Origin of the sequence: Saccharopolyspora antiqui, from assembly GCF_052246905.1 — a bacterium.
In the GTDB taxonomy this organism is placed as follows: Bacteria; Actinomycetota; Actinomycetes; order Mycobacteriales; family Pseudonocardiaceae; genus Saccharopolyspora.
Genome location: NZ_JBQQBO010000035.1, coordinates 24,352 through 40,842, shown reverse-complemented (window position 1 = coordinate 40,842; position 16,491 = coordinate 24,352). Strand labels below are relative to the sequence as shown.

Sequence of the window (16,491 nt, the reverse complement as noted above, 5' to 3'; positions counted from 1 at the left end):
GTGACGGGCCTGATCGAACACACCCTGCGCGGCAGCTGGACCCCATCGGGTGCGGCGGCTGCGCCGTTGTCCGCTCCGGCGCTGCGCTGGTTGCGGCAACGCATCGGGCTGGCGGAGACCGCGACTCCGGCGGTACCCGCCTCGCTGCTCGACGTCCCGGACAGCGCCTTGCCGGACGCGGCCCGAGCCGAGTTCGCGGCGCTGATCGGCGAGCAGCACGTGTTGACCGACGCGGCCGCGCGGCTCGGTCGGGCCGGTGGGCTGTCCTATTCCGACCTGCTCCGACGGCGGGGCGGCACCCGCTTCGCGGTTCCCGACGCGGTGCTGCTGCCGACGGATCCTGACCTGGTGCAAGGAGTTCTGCAGAGCTGCGTCCGCCACGACATCGCGGTCGTCCCGTTCGGCGGCGGCACCTCGGTGGTCGGCGGCGTCGATGCGCTGCGCGGCGACAAGGCCGCCGTCGTGGCGCTGGACCTGGCCCGGCTGGACCGGTTGGTCTCGCTCGACCCGGGCTCGCGGATCGCGGTGGTGCAGGCCGGAATGCGCGCGGTGGAGGCGGAAGCACTGCTGACCGCGCACGGTTTCACGCTGGGCCACTTCCCGCAGTCCTTCGAGCGGGCCACCATCGGCGGGTTCGCCGCGACCCGCTCGGCCGGGCAGGCGTCGGCGGGTTACGGCCGGTTCGAGGACATGGTGCAGGGTGTGCGGCTGGCGACCCCGGTCGGCGAGTGGCGGCTCGGGGTGGCCCCGGCTTCGGCGGCGGGCCCCGACCTGCGGCAACTCGCGATCGGCAGCGAGGGCGCGCTCGGCGTGATCACCGAGGTGGCGCTGCGAGTTCGGCCCGCGCCGGTCCGCAGCCGGTACGAGGCGCTCGTGCTGGACGGCTGGCAGGCCGGGGTGGATGCGGTGCGCACCCTCGCGCAGGCACGCGTGCTGGCGGACGTGACTCGGCTGTCCGATGTGGACGAAACTGAGGTGCAGTTCGAGCTCTCCGGTGGGCTCAAGGCTCGCGGGCTGAAGTCCTTCTTGCGGGGCAAGGGAATCCGGCATCCCTGCCTGCTGGTGCTCGGCTGGGACGCGGGTTCGCGCGCTGAGCTGAAGCAACGGCGCGCCGCGACCCGGCACGCGTTGCGCGACGCCCGCACGGTGCGCCTCGGCCGTCCGGTCGGCGAATCCTGGCGATCGCACCGCTTCGCCGGACCGCGACAGCGGGACGCGCTGCTGGACCGCGGCGTGTGCGTGGAGACGCTGGAGACCGCGGCGCACTGGGCCGGGCTCAGCGAGCTGCGCTCGGCGGTTCGGACGGCGCTGGTGCGAAACCTGCGGGAAGACGGCCGGAAGCCGATCGTGATGTGCCACATCTCGCACGCTTACGAGACGGGCGCGTCGCTGTACTTCACCGTGCTGGCGGCCCGCGACACCGAGGATCCGCTCGGGCAGTGGCAGCGCGCGAAGACGGCCGCATCGGAGGTCATCGCCGGGCGCGGCACGATCACCCACCACCACGCGGTCGGCGCCGACCACCTGCCGTGGCTGGGCGAGGAGATCGGTGACGTCGGCGCGGCGGTGCTCGCGGCGGCGAAGCGGGCCGTCGATCCGACCGGAATCCTCAACCCGGGCAAGCTCATCCGGCCAACGCGCTGATCGCCCGGTAGCGGTAACCGAGCCTGCGGTACACCTTGAGCGCGGGCTCGTTGTCCGCGTCGACCATCAGCGCCACCGCGCCGTCGCGGGCGAGTTCCCTGGTCAGGAAAGCGCAGACCATTGTGGACAATCCCATGCCCCGGTGGTCGGGATGTGTTGTGACACCGGAGATGTAGCGGAGTCCGGGTGCTGGCCAGGAATCTCCGCCGACGGCGAGCGGTGTCCCGTCGGCGGCGCGGATCCCGGCCCACCGGCGGGCTCCGGGGTCGTCCGGGAACAGGTACGAGCCCGGATTCGCCTTGCGGAGCAGGCTGTCGATCGCGTCCTCGTCGTTGGCGGTGAGCCATTCGACCTCTGGTGCCGCAGTGCTCGGCGGTTCGGTCGCGAGGTGCATCCACCCGAAGGTCGCCAGCACCTCCAGCCCGAGGCGGGTGGCGACCTGCTCGGCGAGCCCTGCCTCCGCCAGCGGGCGGAGCCGGTCGTCGGGCAGTGCGGGCAGAACCTGCTTGAGCAGTTCGACCGCGTCGTCGGAGGTGCCGGTGTAGAGCACGCGGTTGTTGCGGTTGAGCTTCGGGGCGTACACGGCGACGGCGCTGCCGTGCTGCCACGCGGCTCCGGTGTCGTGCGGGTAGTCCGATGTCAACGCCTGCGCACCCCAGCGCACCAGCAGATCACCGGTGGCCTCGGCAACCTCGTCCGCGGAACGCAACTCCTGCATACCCCGATCATGCCAAGCGCCCATGGACAGCCGGTCCAGCGGGACCCGGGGTTCGTGGCGACCGCTGCGCACGGGCTGACCGATCAGTTCCGCTGCAGCGAGGCCTAGGGCAGCCGCACTCGGCGTCGCCAGGCTCGGCGTTGGACTGCTGCTGGACGTCGTTCATGCCAGCGCAGTATCCGATGCCATGCCGCCCTCACGACCCCTTCTTGCGGCGCGGGCGCAGATTTGCGGCGAAGCGCCGCTTCTCCAGGGCGTCGTGCAGCGCCAGGTAGGCGCTCTGGACCTCGCGGCGGGACTGCTCCGGGGTGGCCGGTGGTGCGCTGCGGTCCGGTTCCGGCATGGCCGTGACCTGCATCCACCGCTCGTTCCACAGCGCTTCCATCGCGGCCTTCCACCGCTTGCGCACGTCGTCGGCTACCTGCTTGCGCCGCTCGTCGGCGGCCTCCCGGCGCTTGCGCCCCGCCGCGACCGCCTCGCCGAGCTCACCAGCCCGCTCGCGCTCGTGCCGACGCAACTGCTGGGCGGCGGCGCTGGCCAGCGCGGTGATCTCCTTGTACTGGACCGAAGCCGGAACCTGCTCAGTCACCCGCTTCCTCCCGGATCTCTTCGCGCAGCACGACCTCCGACCGCTGGACCGGCACCGCCGGTGCGGGCTTGCTCTCCTCGCCGAGGTCGAACGGCAGGATCACCTCGGGTCGGGAATGCACCGCGCGGTCGAAGAACAGGCCGCGGCGCGCCCGCGGCGACCAGTTGACCACCTGCCCGGCCGCGAACGCGGCCAGCTCCTGGCCGTGCACGTCGAAGGCGACCCAGGCGCCGATGTCGTCCACCGGGCCCATGCCGAGGGTGTTCTTCACCCGCTGCGCGCTGCGCCACCAGCCGATCACGTGCACCCGCAACTCCGGACCCTGCTTGAGGATCTTCCGCAGGTGGTCCGTCCCGCTGACGCGGGTGGTCGGATCCTTGCGCTCCAGGGTGGTGTGCGCCGCGTCGGCGGCGTAGAGCACCAGGCAGTGCGGCGCGTCCGAGCCGGACCGCTGGTCGATCGTGCCCGCCAGCGCCGCCAGCGTCGTCGCGATGCCGTCCAGGCCGACCACGTCGACGTCGTGCCCGTCGCTGCGCAAGGCCTCGACGACGCTCTTGACGTCGTCGTCCACGTCGTCCAGCAGCCCGGCGATGGTGAACTTGATGCTGCCCGGAACGTATTGGCGGGCGAGGGAAAGCGCCGCCGCGCCGAGCACGCTGGTCGCATCCACCCGCACCGAACCGATCACCGCGACGTTGCGCCCCGGCGATCGGGTGAACTGCACGGTCGCGGCCGTGCCACCCACGTCGATGACCTGCCCGAGCAGGACCTTCGGCGTCACCACCGGCGCCCGCAGTCGCGCGTAGTCGTCCAGTGTGGACAGTCGTGGCAGGTTCGAGCCGTCGAACAGCCTCGGTGGCACCGCGGTGTCGCTGCGCTGCTTCCACAACTCCAACTGCAGCGCGTCGAAGGTGCCCTTCGCGGTCGCGTCCGGAATCCGCGCGATCTCGTTGCCGTGCTTGACACCCGACTCGTGGTTGACGACCGCGTGCCAGCGCGGCAGCTCCAGCGCCGCGAGGTTCTGATCGGCCAGCACCCGTCGGGCCTTGGGCAGCGCGATCCGCAGGATGAACTGCTCGAAGATCGCGGGCTTGCCCCAGAACGCCTCGATCCCGGACACGTCCTGACTGGCCAGCACGAGGTGGATGCCCTGCGAACGGCCGCGCCGCGCGACGTCCTCCAGCAGCGTGGCGGCCTGCGCGGTCACCGGATCGCGTTCGGCGAACAGGTACTGGAACTCGTCGATCACGGCGACGATCCGCGGCCAGCGGCCGGTCGGGTCCTCGGCGCGCAGTTCCTCCAGCTTGGTGACCTCGTACTGCTTCGCGATCGCCGCCCGCCGCCGCATCTCGTCGGCCAGGAAGCGCAGCAGCGCCAAGCCGAATTCGCGGTCGGTGTTGACGTTCACCCCGACCAGCTGGGCGTGCGGCAGCCAGCTCGGGTCCCGACGACCCGGCGTGAACTGGGCGAACGACACGCCTTCCTTGAAGTCCAGCAGGTACAGCTCCAGCTCGTCCGGCGAGTAGCGAGCCGCGAGCCCACCGAGCATGCCGTAGAGGAAGTTCGTCTTCCCCGAACCGCTGGGGCCGCCGATCAGGGTGTGCGGACTGCCGTCGCCGAGGGTGATCCACACCGGCTCGCCCTCGCTGAACCCGACCGGCGCCTGCAACCCGGACGTCGACCGATGCGCCCAGAACTGGTCGGGCACCAGGTCGTCGAAGGTCCGCACCCGAGCCCGCCGGGCGAGGAACGCCTCCGCGATCACCGAGCACGCCTTGGTGACCTCGTTGCGGGACGGGGATTCGTCCAGCTGCACCACTGCTTCCTGGCCGGTCATGCTGGTGCGCGCCCGGTCGCCGCCGAGCAGCCGGACGGATTCGATCGCGCTGTTCACGGTCAGCGACAGGTCCACGACGATCAGCTGGATGCCGCAGGCCAGGCCGCTGCGGGCGATCCGTTGCAGCTGTTGTTGCTGGTCCTCGCGCAGTGGCTCGCCGTTGCCGAACAGCACCGCGACGCGCCACGGCTCCGACCGGTGCCCGGTCTCCGCGGCCAGCGCCCGCAGCGAGATGTGGCCGCCGAGCAGCGCGCTGGTGTGGATCCGCCGGATGTGGTCGGAGAGCGCTTCGAGCACCTCGTCCAGCCGAGTCGGATCGTGCGCGGTGAGCAGGCCCGCGCGGGTCAGCGGGTACAGGCCGGGCAGCGTTCCGGTCAGCTGTGCGACATCCCAGACGTGGATCCGCACCAGGCCGGGCTGGAAATGGCTGAGCAGCCGCAACAGCAGGTTCTGCACCAGGGTTTCGGCGGCTTCGGGGTTCCCGTCGGTGGTGATCCGCAGGTGCGACTCGTCCAGCAGCGGGACCGCGGCTGGGAAGGGTTGCGGATCCGGAGAGTCCGGGAGGGTCGCGGTGCCGATCCGCCAGAGTTCCGGCGCCGGTGCGGCGGCGTCTCGGGTGCCGATTTCGCCGAGCCAGTCCGGCCACGGTGCTCCCGCGGTGCCCGGCGCGGCCGCGGCCACGAGCTGGGTGAGCTGCTCGGGGCCCTGCTCGGTCCACGCCGCGTAGATCTCGGCCCGGTCCCGCAACGCTTCTCGCATCGCGGCCCGGAATTCGGGGTTGTCCGGATCGGCGATCTCCGCCGGATCGCGCTCCGCGGCGGCCACCCCGACCTGCGCGATGCGCAGCGCGAATTCCTGCTGCGCGCATTCGGCGAAGACGCGGGCGTGCTCGTTGTCGGCAGCTCCGAGCGCGGTTGCGACGCTGGCGCGCAGGCGCTCGAAGGCTGCTTTGACCCGACTCCGCCGCTCGTTGCGTTTGCCCACACCGCACCTCGGAACCCGTGTTACAGACCGTGATCAAAATACCACCCGGCGATAGTCCGGGCAGGCCCCCTACACGCCGATGCACATGGTGGAATGCGGCGAGGTTGAGCGCTGAACGCAGATTCGGCGCTGCGTACTACAGTCGAGTGGCGAAGTCGCGCACCGTGTCGAGTATGTGCTCGATCATCGCCTGCGTTCGCTCGATCTGGTCATCTGCGCGGTGCAGGCCCGGTGGGACCACGGTCTCCGGGTGTTCCGGGTCCAGTTTCACCAGCGCCTGCTCCGCCTCCGCCAGCGCTGCGCGGCTGGTTGCGAGGTGGACACCAGCTTCTTCCAGGTGTTCCGCCACGCGTTGCAGCGCTTGGATGAGTTCGTCGACTGCCGACACCGCGCTACAGCCGACCCGCGTAGCCCTCGGTGGAGGTGATCGTGGCGCCCAGCGTGCCCTGCGCGCCGCTGATCGTCTGCATCACCTCGGCGAGCATGCCGTGCGCGTGTTGCATCTCCTCCTGGGTGCTGCCCTGGGTGGCATTGACCAGAGCGGCCTGGGCCTCTTCCAGCACGAGGGTCGTTTGCTGCAGGGCGGCGATGCCTTCCTGCATCTTCTGGTTGGCCAACGAAATGCCTGCGCGAACTTCTTCCACGCCTGCCATCTGGTTTCCGGTCCTCCGAGGTGCACGACGCTGTATCGGTCCACAAGTTAGCGCTCGACATCGCCGGGTTCGCAGGCAGGTCGGCACAGTTGATCACGGTTCGATCGCGGCGCGTGACGACCTGCGGAATTGATCACTCGGCAGGGCAAAAGTCGAGGTGGATCCGTGTTCGACGGCCACCGATCGGGGTTGGAAACGGTATCGGTCAGGTGTCGGTCATCCCCGATCCGAAGTGTCCACTGTGGATTTTCGGCTGCTCGGTCCGTTCGGGTCCGCGTCGGTTGCCGAGACCTCTATCCCGGCGACTCCGGACGGCGGCAGCGGCGCGGCCGACCACCGCGCGACGGCGCGCCGCTCGTCGACCTGCAGCCGCGACCAGCCGCTGCCGCCGAGGGTGGAAACCGCGCCGAGCACGATCTCCGCGAGATCGCCCAGCGCCGGTCCGAGGTCCATCGACACCTGCACCAGCGGTGGATCCACGGTGTACTCCAGGATCGTGGCGGCGCGCGATAGCCGACTGGCCACCGCCCGCGCGGGCCACTCCGCGCCCGCCCGGCGCTCGGTGACCACATCCACCCGCAGGTGCAGGCGCGGTCGCGGGTTGCCCAGCTCGTCGAGATCGCTGAGGCCCGGCGTGATCTGCTCGTCCGGCTCGTCCGGATCGGCGTCGTCGGATCTGCTGAGCAGGATGGAACCCCCGGCCCACACCTCGACGAGCAGGCGTTCCCCGTCATCGACCAGATCGGCCACCAGGTCCGGGTGGTCGACCACGGTCCACGCGGTCGGCGGCTCGCAGGACACCCGGTGCCGGGCGTAGTCGGGACCCAGTTCGCGGAGGAAGTTGCGCACCGCGCGGGACAGCCCGGCGACGTGTTGCCCGGTTTCCGCGCAGGCCCGGCTGATCGTGACCGACCAGCAGCCGGGCTCCTCGTCGGAGCAGTCGCCGGATGCCACGATCCGGCCGCCGATGCGTTGCACCAGGCCACGGCATGCGGCGCGCGCCGACCGCTCGTCGTCGGCCCCGACGACGACGGTGATCAGCAGTTCGATCTCGGTGTTCTCAGCCATCGCGGGAGGCATTGTCCCGCATGATCGCGGCGAGTCGAACGGATGATCAGGTGAAGTCGAGTAACGGACTTCCGGCGCTCACCCGGCGAGGTGCGCTGCGGGCGCCGCTCCGCCTGGTCCGGAAGCCCGCGACGCGGCCCGGTTCAGGTCCCGTCGGATTCGGACTCGGGCTTGGGCTCGGCCTCCGACTCGGCGCGCTGCTCCTGGCTGTAGTGCTGGTAGAGCTCGCGGCCTTCCTGATCGGACAGGTGACCGTGTTCGGCCTCGACGCGCGGCGCGTTCTTCACCCGCTCCTTGGAGACATCCAGGTCGAGGCGGTTCTCCTCGGTGGATGCGCCGGTGAGCGGGACGAAGGTCTCCCGAACCCCGAACATGCCGATCCGGACGGTCACCCACTCCGGCTGGTGGGTCGCATCGTCGACGTAGACGTTGCCGACCCGACCGATCCGGTTGCCGTCGCGGTCGAACACCGGAGTGCCGATCAGGTCCTGTGCGCGCTCGACGTCCATGACCAACCTCGCTTGATCCACACCCGCCCCGGCGGCGATGTGGAGCCGCTGGAGGCCGACATCCGTCGACCTCCTCAAGCTGCCTGCGGTAGGTCTGACCTGCAACTGCGCAACCGACACGCCTCACCCGAACAGGTATCAGGACGAGGTGAAGGGCACCTTTCACCAACTAACTTGGCGAAAGGTGCCCTTCACCCCTGTACCGGTTGGGTGCGGCGCTCGAAGGGGTCGGGGCTTGGCTTCAGGTGTTGAGGGCGCGGGCTATGAAGGTGAGGACATCGCCCATCACCTCGGCCTTGTTGGTCTCGTTGAACAGCTCGTGTCGGGCGCCCGGGTAGATGTGCTCGTGGAACTCGTTGCCCCGGATGCGGTCGATGCCGGTTCGGGTGTCCGCCTCCGGCACCAGTTCGTCGTCCTCGCCGTGCACCCAGAGGGTCGGCTTGTCCAGCGTCGGCCCCTCGTTGATGGCCAGCAGGCAGTCGTCGATCGCCTGCAGCGTGGCCCGCTTGAACGGGCCGTGCCAGACCAGCGGATCGGTGACGTACGCGGCGCCGACCTCGGGATCGCGGGACAGCGTGGCCGGATCGATCGGAGTGTCCGGGATTTCGTCGTGCTCCAACAGGTCGAGCACGTGCCAGGTGCCCAGCACCGGCGCGGAGAGCACCACCGCCGCCAAGTGCTGCTGGTGCTCCTGGGCGTAGCGCGCGGCGAGCATCCCGCCCATCGAGTGGCCGATGAGGACGACCGGGAGCTCCGGGTGCTCGGCGGCGACCTCCTGCCGGAGCGTCTCCAGATCGGCCACGATCGTCTCGGCGTCCTCGAAGTACACCCGGTCACCGGATGAACGACCGTGCCCCAGGTGATCCGGTGCGTACACCAGGGCGCGGGCACCGGCCAGCTGCTCGGCGACCCACTGGTACCGGCCGGAGTGCTCGCCGTACCCGTGCGCGATCAGCGCGATCCAGCCGGGGTTGGCCGCCGACCACGTCCGCACCACCAGCTCGCCGAACCGTCCGGTGACCTCTCGATCAGTTGACTCGATCATCTCGCCACCCCAGCACACCTCATCCGGCCGGGCCAGCGTTTCGGCGCATTTCGCGGCACGTCGATCTGCGCTGCTCGCGCCGGATTTCCGCGCCGAGCACCAGGCGCGGAAAACTGCGGGTGCGCGGCGAACCGCGCACCCGCAGGGCTGGCATTACTGGTGGTAGGCGCTGTTGTCGATGGCCCCGAAGCCGCAGACCGGGCCGGAGTTCCAGGTGATGCTGAGCGGGTCGGTTTCATCCGGCGGGATGACCTCGGCGCGTACCGGGGTCGGCTGGCACGGACCATCGGTCGGCTCGCCCTCGTGCGGCACCGCCGTCCAGTGCAGTACGGCGCGGGCCGTCTCGCCGGGATCCAGCGTGATCAGCGACGGGCCGGGGTTCGGGGTGCGTTGCATGGTGGTGGGCAGCGGTTGGCCGGACTGGTCGATCAGCTGCACCCCGCCGTAGCCGTAGAGGGTGCAGGTTTCGTTGCTGGAATTGCGCAACACCAGGTCGGCGTAGCGCTGTCCGGCACCGGCGTCGGGTTGTCCCAGCGAACCGCTGAGCATCGACGTGTGGCAGCGCCCAACCTCGTTCGGCTCTGGGGCTGCCGCGGGCGGTTCCGGTGGTGTCTGGTTGGTCTGGTCGCCGGTGTCGAGCGTCGGGGGCACCGGCCGCGCATCCGAGCCGCCGGCCGGTGGTGCGGGTTGTCCGATCGGTGGCGGTGTTGTGATCACTTGGCCGCTCTGTCCGCCCGGTTGGCCGCAGCCGGTCATCAGCCCGGCGATCAGCAGCGCTCCGGACGCCTGGAGCGTCCGCAGGCCGATGCTCCGCAGTCGGTGCGGGGTCACGGTGACCACCTCCAGTCCCCATCCTCACGGCGGGGTCGTCGGTAAATTCTCTGCTGTTATCAAGACGCCCGGCGCTCGGGAGGGTTGCTCGTCCGCATCGATTTTCTCGCCTGTGGCAACCGCGTGACCTGCGAGTCGGCATCTACTCTGCCTGCCGCGATCGCCGCCCGCGACCAGAGCAGCGAGTGGTCCCCTGCTGCGCCGAATAGGTCGTATTGCGACCGGTTGCAAACCCGATGTGAGTAATTCGGCGCGCCAGGAATCAGCCACGTCTCGCTCGTTTATCGACCAATTGGGTGGCGATCTTGACCTGAACGGCGGGACTGCCCGTTTGCGCGAATTCGATAGTTTGGGGGCCAGCAGTAGGCCAAAGTTCAGGGGGTTGATCATGGCCGAGCGTATTCCGGGCATCGACGTCGCGCGATATCAGGGGGAGCCTGACTGGGGGGCGGTTCGCGGCGCCGGATTCGTCTTCAGCTACATCAAGGCGACCGAGGGCGTCGGGTACGTCAGCCCGACGCTGGACGCCCAGCTAGCCGGTGCCCGTGGCGCCGGGGTCGTCACCGGGCTTTACCACTTCGCCCGCCCGGACACGAATTCCCCGCAGCAGGACGCGGGTGAGTTCGCCGCCCAGTTGGCGCGGTTGAACTCCAGCGCGGCCGGGAATCTGCCGCCGTGCCTGGACATCGAGACCGACGCGCCGAACCTGGGCCCCTGGGTCAAGGGGTTCATCGACGCGATCCGCGGGCACACCGGTCGCAACGAGGTGGTGGTGTACGCCTCGACGTCGTGGTTCCAGGGCAAGCTCGCCCCGGAGACCTGGGTCGACCCCGGCGTGTTCCTGTGGGTCGCGCACTACGGACGACCGCCGGGCGAACCGGGCTACCTCACCGACCGGGTTGTCATGCACCAGCACGCCTCGGACGGGCAGGTGCCGGGGATCGCGGGCAACACCGACCTGAACGTCTCGCTGGTCCCGCTGGAGGTGCTGACCGGGGCCGGTGCGCCGCCCCCGCCACCGCCGCCTCCGCCGCCAGCGGAGACCTACGTGGTGCAGCCGGGGGACACGCTCTCCGAGATCGGGCAGCGGTTGGGCGTGGACTGGCGGGAGATCGCGCGGGTCAACGGCATCGCCGACCCGGACCTGATCTACGTCGGTCAAGTGCTGAAGATCCCGCGCTGACGGCCGCGCAACGCCGCGCGGTTCCCAAAACGTTACTGCTGGGTACATCATTGCCGTCCGTTCGCGATCAGCACCGACTACCGTTTTTCGCGTGACGTCGCGCAAGGCGGAGGTGAACGCGATGGCGGGTGCAGTCGAACTGGTCCGTGGCCACTGGACGCGTGGTGAGCCGGGTCGGGATGCGCCCCAGCAGCTCGTGATCGCGCTCTACCGCTGGTGGGTGGTCGCGATGGTGTTCAAGATCGCGGGCGCCACGTGGGACATCTGCTGGCATTTCCGGTGGCTGCGCGACGACTTGGCGCCGCCGCACCTGATCAACACGGTCGGCACCGTGATCGTCATCGGCCTGGTGATCTTCCACACCTACACCGGGATCGGCGTGGATCGCGTGACGCTGCGCTTCATGCAGTGGGGGGTCGGCATCTTCCTGGTGGCCGCGCCGCTGGACGTGATCAACCACCGGATCAACGGGCTGGACATCACCGCGTGGAGCCCGTCGCACGCGCTGCTCTACCTCGGCACCGGGCTGATGAGCATCGGCCTGATCCGCGGCTGGGCGCGCTGCGGCGGGGACGACCGGTACTTCTACCCGATCACCTGCTTCCTGTGGTTCACGGTGGTGGACAACTTCTTGTTCCTGAACCAGCACCAGGAATACGGCGTGCTGGGGCTGGCGGCCTGGGATCGCGGAACGCCCTACGCCGAGGACAGCCTGCTGCAGTTCGCCGCCGATGACCTGGGCCGACCGCTGGACCGGATCGCGGTCGAACACTTCACGCTGCCGGTGCCGGACTGGGTGTATCCGAGCTGGGCGACGATCACCGCGCTGGGCACGCTGTTGCTGGCGCGGCGACTGGTCGGGCGGCGGTGGACCGCGACGACCATCGCCGCGGGCTACCTGGTTTTCCGTTGTGTGGCTTGGGGATTGCTGGCGGCCGCTGGCTTCCCGATCTCGACCGTGCCGTTCTTCCTGCTCGGCGGGGCGCTGGCGATCGACCTCTCGTTCCGGTTCGCACCGCGGATCAGGCCGTTGGCCGGGGCCGTGATCGTGACCGTGGTGACGTACGCGGCCCTGTGGTTGCAGCAGACCTACCTCGCGGCGCCGCCGGTGGACTACTCCTCGGTGCTCTACGCGGTGGTCTTGTTCGCGGCGGTCTGGTCGGTCATCGCCTATCTGCTCGACACCGAGCACGGTCGCCGGAGCTGGCAGCGGCTGGCGTCGCGCGGTCAGATGATGACCGGGGAGCGGGAGAGCACGATGCCCAAACCGTAAGCGGCGCCCATCACGCCGACCTCGGCGGCGGCCCAGCCGATGAACGCGGTGCGCTGGTGGCGGGCGATGCGGGGCAGCAGGCGGAAGCGCAACTGCGACGCCACCGCGCCCAGCACCACCAGACAAGCGATCTTGGCCAGGATGATCTGGCCATAACCCGTTGTCACCAGGCCGGGCAGGCCGACGCCCGGCGTGATGATCAACTCCATCAGGCCGTTGAACAGCCCGGACAGTCCCACCACGAAGATCGCGATGGTGGCCAGTTTCGAGAAGCGCGGCAGCGCCACGGCGAGCAGCCCGCGGTGCGGCGCGACGAACAGGGCGACGGCCGCCAGGCCACCGGTCCACATCGCCGCGGCGATCACGTGCAGCTCCATCGAGATCATGCTGAAGTCGTGGTACTGCCAGTCGGTGGCGTGGCCGGTCAGCGGCATCGGCAGCAGGCCGAGCAACGCCGCGATGGTGCGCAGCTCCGCCGGGACCGTCTCCCCGAACCGGACCGCGAGCAGGCCCAGCACCGCGCACAGCAGCCCGGCGCCAGCGCTGATCAGCAGGCCGGGACCAGCCGGGACGCTCGCGATGTAGCCGATCAGCAGTTCGGTGGTCAGGGTGCGGTCCGGGCTCAGCTCCGCGGCCTGCAGCACCAGCGACAGCAACGAGCTGAGCATCCAGACCAGTGCGGTGATCACGGTGATCCGCCGGGCCACCGACATGACCGGCTCGGTGTGCTTCGGGCGGTCGAAACCCAGCAGCTTCGGCAGCAGGCTCAGCCCGACGGTGGCCAGGGCCGACACGTCGAGCAGCACCCGCGCGGTGGGCAACCCGAAGCGCACCCCGGGCGGCAGTTCGGGCAGGCCCGGAATGGTTTCGACCGCGGTGTAGGCGGTGGCGGCCAGTGCCGTGCACAGCGCACCGCCGAGCAGCGCCGCCACCACGGCGGCCCTGGAGCCGCGCGGACTGTGCTCCGCGCCTTCGGTTCGGCGCTCCCGTGCCGGGGTCCGGCTGTGCTGGGAGACGGCTTCAGAGTCGGCAGCCACCGGTGCATCGTCTCACCCGGACGAGGACTCTTCGCCGGTCGGGCCGGAAGACTGGCTGGATTTGATCACCGGTCGTGACCGAATTGTTTCGGTGTGCTAAGAGTTCGCTGGACGTGATGTTGTCGCCATGTCGTATCGGTCACCGTTTCCGGCGCTGAATAGTTGATCTTCATTTTTTGCGATTTACCTGCTGGCGGGGTGTTTTCGCCGGTGCGTCAGGAATCGGTGAGTTTGTCGGTGCGGCGGCGCTGTTCTGGGTCGGCCCGGGATGTGATGTGTTGCTGACAAAGTCCTCAGCATCGTTGTTCTACAGTCGTGCACGTGTATCCGGCGGACAGTGCAGAAGCGCACGCGGGGGGCGCGTCCGGCGCACCTCGATGCGTTGCGGGTGCAACGATTCCTGGGTTCTTTCCGCTCGATTCGTCGAGTCGTCGACTTTCGTTCACCGGATCGGTTCGTGCTTATTCGTCTGGCGTTTCACGACCCGCCGCAAATTCGTGCTTTGCTGTATTGCCCCCCGAGCGTGTAAGGGTGGGAGTGCGGGTTACCCGGATGGTCGGGGAGTTCGACGCGGTACCGGGTTTCGCCAGGTCTGGCGGGGCAGCGGGGCGGCTCCTGGGGGGTCGCGGCCCCGCGGTCCGGCGGACGCCCCAGAGTGCGAGCCTGGAACGTCTCAGGGAAATTGGGGGTCCGACCCCGGATGTGAGTCGGACTCGCGAGACGCGAGATTGAGCGGTGTGGACGGACAGCGAAGGCGACAGCCAGCGGGTTCGGAGCCCGGTACGGGTAGCAGGCCGACGCGGCGGACGCCGCGAGGCTCGACAGCGGGACGTGCCATGAATCGCGCACTAGGGTGTCCGGTAGTCGAACGTTCCCACTGCCTGGTGAAAAGGACTGACCCAGTCGTGTACCACCAGCCGACCAACGCTGCAGGGCGTGGTCCGCGATGACTGCGCTCGCGGTGGTGCTCGCCGCACTGGGGGCCTGCGGATACGCCGTGGGGGCGCGGCTGCAGCACGCAGCGGTGCACGACACGATCGACGGTCGCGGGCTCGGCCTGCGGCATCAGGTCCAGCTCATCCGCAACCCCCGCTGGTTGGCCGGATTGGCTGCGCTCGGCAGCGGCGCGCTGTTGCACGCGTGTGCGCTCGGGCTGGCACCGCTGAGCGTGGTGCAGCCGATCGGCGTGCTCGCGTTGCCGATCACCGTGCTGCTCAACCTCCGGCAGCAGGGCATCCGGGCCCGAGACCTCAACCCCAACGTCGCATTGGCGGTGGCTGCCGCCACCGGTGGCGTGGCCGCCTTCGTGCTGCTAGCCGTTGGCAGCGCGACGGCGACACCGGTCGCCGGGGACGACCAGTTGCTGGCTACCCAGCTGGTGGCCGGGGCCGTCCTGGCGCTGGGCGTGCTGGCCGTGCTGACCCGCTCGAAGGTGCGCTGCATCTTCTTCGCCGCCGGATGCGCGGTGGCGTACGGATACGTCTCATTGCTGATGCGCGCGGTCGCGCAGCAGCTGGGCACCACCGAACTGCTGGACATCAATCCGCTGCCGCTGCTGGGCATCGTCGTGGCGATGCTGGTGGGCGGTTGGCTGCTGCAGCACGGGTACGCCAGCGGTCCGCCGGACCTTGTGGTGGCCTGCCTGACCGTGATCGACCCGCTGGTGGCGGTCGGGCTGGGCATCGGATTGCTCGGCGAGGCCGACCGGGTGAGCACCTGGACGGCCGCCGGTGAGGCCCTGTGCGCGGTGGTGGCCTGCGCGGGTGTGTTCGCGCTGGCCCGGTACCACCCAGACACCCAGGAAAGTCGCGTGCCCGCCACTGTGACCGGCAGCAGTGATCTTGCCGGACCAAGTTCGACAGATCGTCCTGACGGGAGTTCCACTTGACTTCGCAACCGTTCAGCGGGCGCCAGCTGCGGATCGTGGTCGGCGCCACCACCTACCCGCCCGATGTGAACGGGGCGGCCAACTTCGGCCACCGCCTGGCGACCGGGCTCTCCAGCCGTGGTCACGACGTGCACGTGGTCTGCCACTCGACCGACCGGGAGGCGCGCACCGAGGTCGAGGACGGCGTGACGGTGCACCGCGTCGCCTCCTACGGCTCGCCGTTCCACCCGTCGATCCGGGGGATCATGCCGTGGCAGGCGGCGCGAGCCGACCGGCTGCTGGCCGAGATCCAGCCCGACGTGGTGCACGTGCAGTCGCACTTCTTCATCTGCCGCGGCTTGATCAACTCGGCGATCCGCCGGGACATCGGCTTGGTGGCCACCAACCACTTCATGCCGGAGAACATCTTCGGCTACTTCAAGGTTCCGCAACTGCTGCAGAACGCGGCAGGCCGCCTGCTGTGGCACAACCTGATCAAGCACTACCGCAAGGCGCAGCTGGTCACCGCGCCGACCCCGCGGGCGGTCCAGCTGTTGCAGGACAACGGATTCGCCGAACTGGCGCTGCCGGTCTCCTGCGGGATCGACGTCGAGCGGTACCGGCGGCGGGCCCAGCGCTACCGCAAGCAGCACCCCGACCCGGCCGTCCGAACCGTGCTGTTCGTCGGACGGCTCGACGACGAGAAGCACATCGACGACCTGCTGCGGGCGATGTCGCTGCTGCGCACCGACGTGCCCACCCGGCTGGAGATCGTCGGCAACGGCAGCCGCCGGGCCGCCTTCGAACAGCTCGCCGCGGACCTCGGGATCGCCGACCGGGTGCACTTCCGCGGTTTCCTCAGCGAAGACGAGCTGTTGGACGCCTACGCCCGCGCGGACCTGTTCTGCATGCCCAGCATCGCCGAACTGCAGAGCCTGGCCACCATGGAAGCCATGTCGGCGGGCACCCCGGTGGTGCTGGCCAACGCCATGGCACTGCCGCACCTCGTGCGGCCGGGCCAGAACGGCTGGCTGTACGCACCGCGCGACGTACACGCCTTGGCCCGCGCCATCGACGACGTGCTCGACGACCGCGCGACGATCGACCGGATGGGCGCGGCCAGCGAGCGACTGGTGTCCCGGCACGACATCGCCGAGATCCTCGGCCGGTTCGAGGCGATCTACCACCACGTGACGGACCCGGACAGCGCCGTCGAACTCGACGAGATCCGCACCGAGCTGGCGAGCTGAGCC

At 69.7% G+C, this 16,491-nt stretch carries 15 protein-coding genes; 5 read left to right on the top strand and 10 right to left on the bottom strand.

From position 1 onward, the window contains the following. The gene (locus ACTWQN_RS34850; protein ID WP_443207924.1) at positions 1 to 1,644 is read left to right on the top strand and encodes an FAD-binding oxidoreductase; all 1,644 of its coding nucleotides are present in this window, start codon (positions 1 to 3) and stop codon (positions 1,642 to 1,644) included. On the opposite strand, the gene ACTWQN_RS34845 is transcribed toward ACTWQN_RS34850, so the two are convergent. The 9 genes from ACTWQN_RS34845 to ACTWQN_RS34805 all read right to left on the bottom strand — a co-directional run bounded on the left by ACTWQN_RS34845 (position 1,625) and on the right by ACTWQN_RS34805 (position 9,878). After that, a complete protein-coding gene (locus ACTWQN_RS34845; RefSeq protein ID WP_443207923.1) occupies positions 1,625 to 2,362 on the bottom strand; it encodes a GNAT family N-acetyltransferase in 738 nt (245 codons plus the stop codon). The two genes, ACTWQN_RS34850 and ACTWQN_RS34845, sit on opposite strands and share 20 nt — an antisense overlap. Before the next feature lie 196 nt (positions 2,363 to 2,558). Further along, positions 2,559 to 2,951: a hypothetical protein gene (locus tag ACTWQN_RS34840; protein WP_443207922.1), complete on the bottom strand. Its 393-nt coding sequence runs from the start codon at positions 2,949 to 2,951 to the stop codon at positions 2,559 to 2,561. Continuing rightward, positions 2,944 to 5,772, bottom strand: a complete 2,829-nt coding sequence (locus ACTWQN_RS34835; protein WP_443207921.1) for an FtsK/SpoIIIE domain-containing protein — start codon at positions 5,770 to 5,772, stop codon at positions 2,944 to 2,946. Before ACTWQN_RS34835 ends, ACTWQN_RS34840 begins: the two co-directional genes overlap by 8 nt. A gap of 136 nt (positions 5,773 to 5,908) precedes the next feature. Next, positions 5,909 to 6,160, bottom strand: a complete 252-nt coding sequence (locus ACTWQN_RS34830) for a hypothetical protein (RefSeq protein WP_443207920.1) — start codon at positions 6,158 to 6,160, stop codon at positions 5,909 to 5,911. Between the two features lie 4 nt (positions 6,161 to 6,164). Then, the gene (locus tag ACTWQN_RS34825; protein ID WP_443207919.1) at positions 6,165 to 6,425 is read right to left on the bottom strand and encodes a hypothetical protein; all 261 of its coding nucleotides are present in this window, start codon (positions 6,423 to 6,425) and stop codon (positions 6,165 to 6,167) included. Between the two features lie 216 nt (positions 6,426 to 6,641). Continuing rightward, positions 6,642 to 7,493, bottom strand: coding sequence for a hypothetical protein (locus ACTWQN_RS34820; protein ID WP_443207918.1), 852 nt, complete (start codon positions 7,491 to 7,493; stop codon positions 6,642 to 6,644). Between the two features lie 143 nt (positions 7,494 to 7,636). Next, positions 7,637 to 8,002, bottom strand: a complete 366-nt coding sequence (locus ACTWQN_RS34815) for a PRC-barrel domain-containing protein (RefSeq protein WP_443207917.1) — start codon at positions 8,000 to 8,002, stop codon at positions 7,637 to 7,639. 241 nt (positions 8,003 to 8,243) lie between these two features. Beyond that, a complete protein-coding gene (locus ACTWQN_RS34810) occupies positions 8,244 to 9,047 on the bottom strand; it encodes an alpha/beta hydrolase (RefSeq protein WP_443207916.1) in 804 nt (267 codons plus the stop codon). 153 nt (positions 9,048 to 9,200) lie between these two features. Further along, positions 9,201 to 9,878, bottom strand: a complete 678-nt coding sequence (locus ACTWQN_RS34805) for a DUF4232 domain-containing protein (RefSeq protein WP_443207915.1) — start codon at positions 9,876 to 9,878, stop codon at positions 9,201 to 9,203. A gap of 388 nt (positions 9,879 to 10,266) precedes the next feature. On the opposite strand from ACTWQN_RS34805, the gene ACTWQN_RS34800 reads away from it, so the two are divergent. Continuing rightward, on the top strand, positions 10,267 to 11,061 hold the full coding sequence (locus ACTWQN_RS34800; RefSeq protein ID WP_443207914.1) for a GH25 family lysozyme: 795 nt from the start codon (positions 10,267 to 10,269) through the stop codon (positions 11,059 to 11,061). A 91-nt stretch (positions 11,062 to 11,152) separates the two neighbouring features. Next, a complete protein-coding gene (locus tag ACTWQN_RS34795; RefSeq protein ID WP_443207913.1) occupies positions 11,153 to 12,334 on the top strand; it encodes a hypothetical protein in 1,182 nt (393 codons plus the stop codon). Here the strand turns inward: ACTWQN_RS34795 and ACTWQN_RS34790 are convergent. Next, on the bottom strand, positions 12,289 to 13,371 hold the full coding sequence (locus tag ACTWQN_RS34790) for a CopD family protein (protein WP_443207912.1): 1,083 nt from the start codon (positions 13,369 to 13,371) through the stop codon (positions 12,289 to 12,291). The two genes, ACTWQN_RS34795 and ACTWQN_RS34790, sit on opposite strands and share 46 nt — an antisense overlap. 946 nt (positions 13,372 to 14,317) lie before the next feature. Between ACTWQN_RS34790 and ACTWQN_RS34785 the strand changes: the two genes are divergently transcribed. Both ACTWQN_RS34785 and ACTWQN_RS34780 read left to right on the top strand, forming a co-directional pair. Next, positions 14,318 to 15,259 carry a DMT family protein gene (locus tag ACTWQN_RS34785; protein ID WP_443207911.1) on the top strand — a complete coding sequence of 314 codons (942 nt, stop codon included), beginning with the start codon at positions 14,318 to 14,320 and terminating at the stop codon, positions 15,257 to 15,259. Continuing rightward, on the top strand, positions 15,256 to 16,488 hold the full coding sequence (locus ACTWQN_RS34780; RefSeq protein WP_443207910.1) for a glycosyltransferase: 1,233 nt from the start codon (positions 15,256 to 15,258) through the stop codon (positions 16,486 to 16,488). Before ACTWQN_RS34785 ends, ACTWQN_RS34780 begins: the two co-directional genes overlap by 4 nt. Positions 16,489 to 16,491 lie beyond the last annotated feature (3 nt).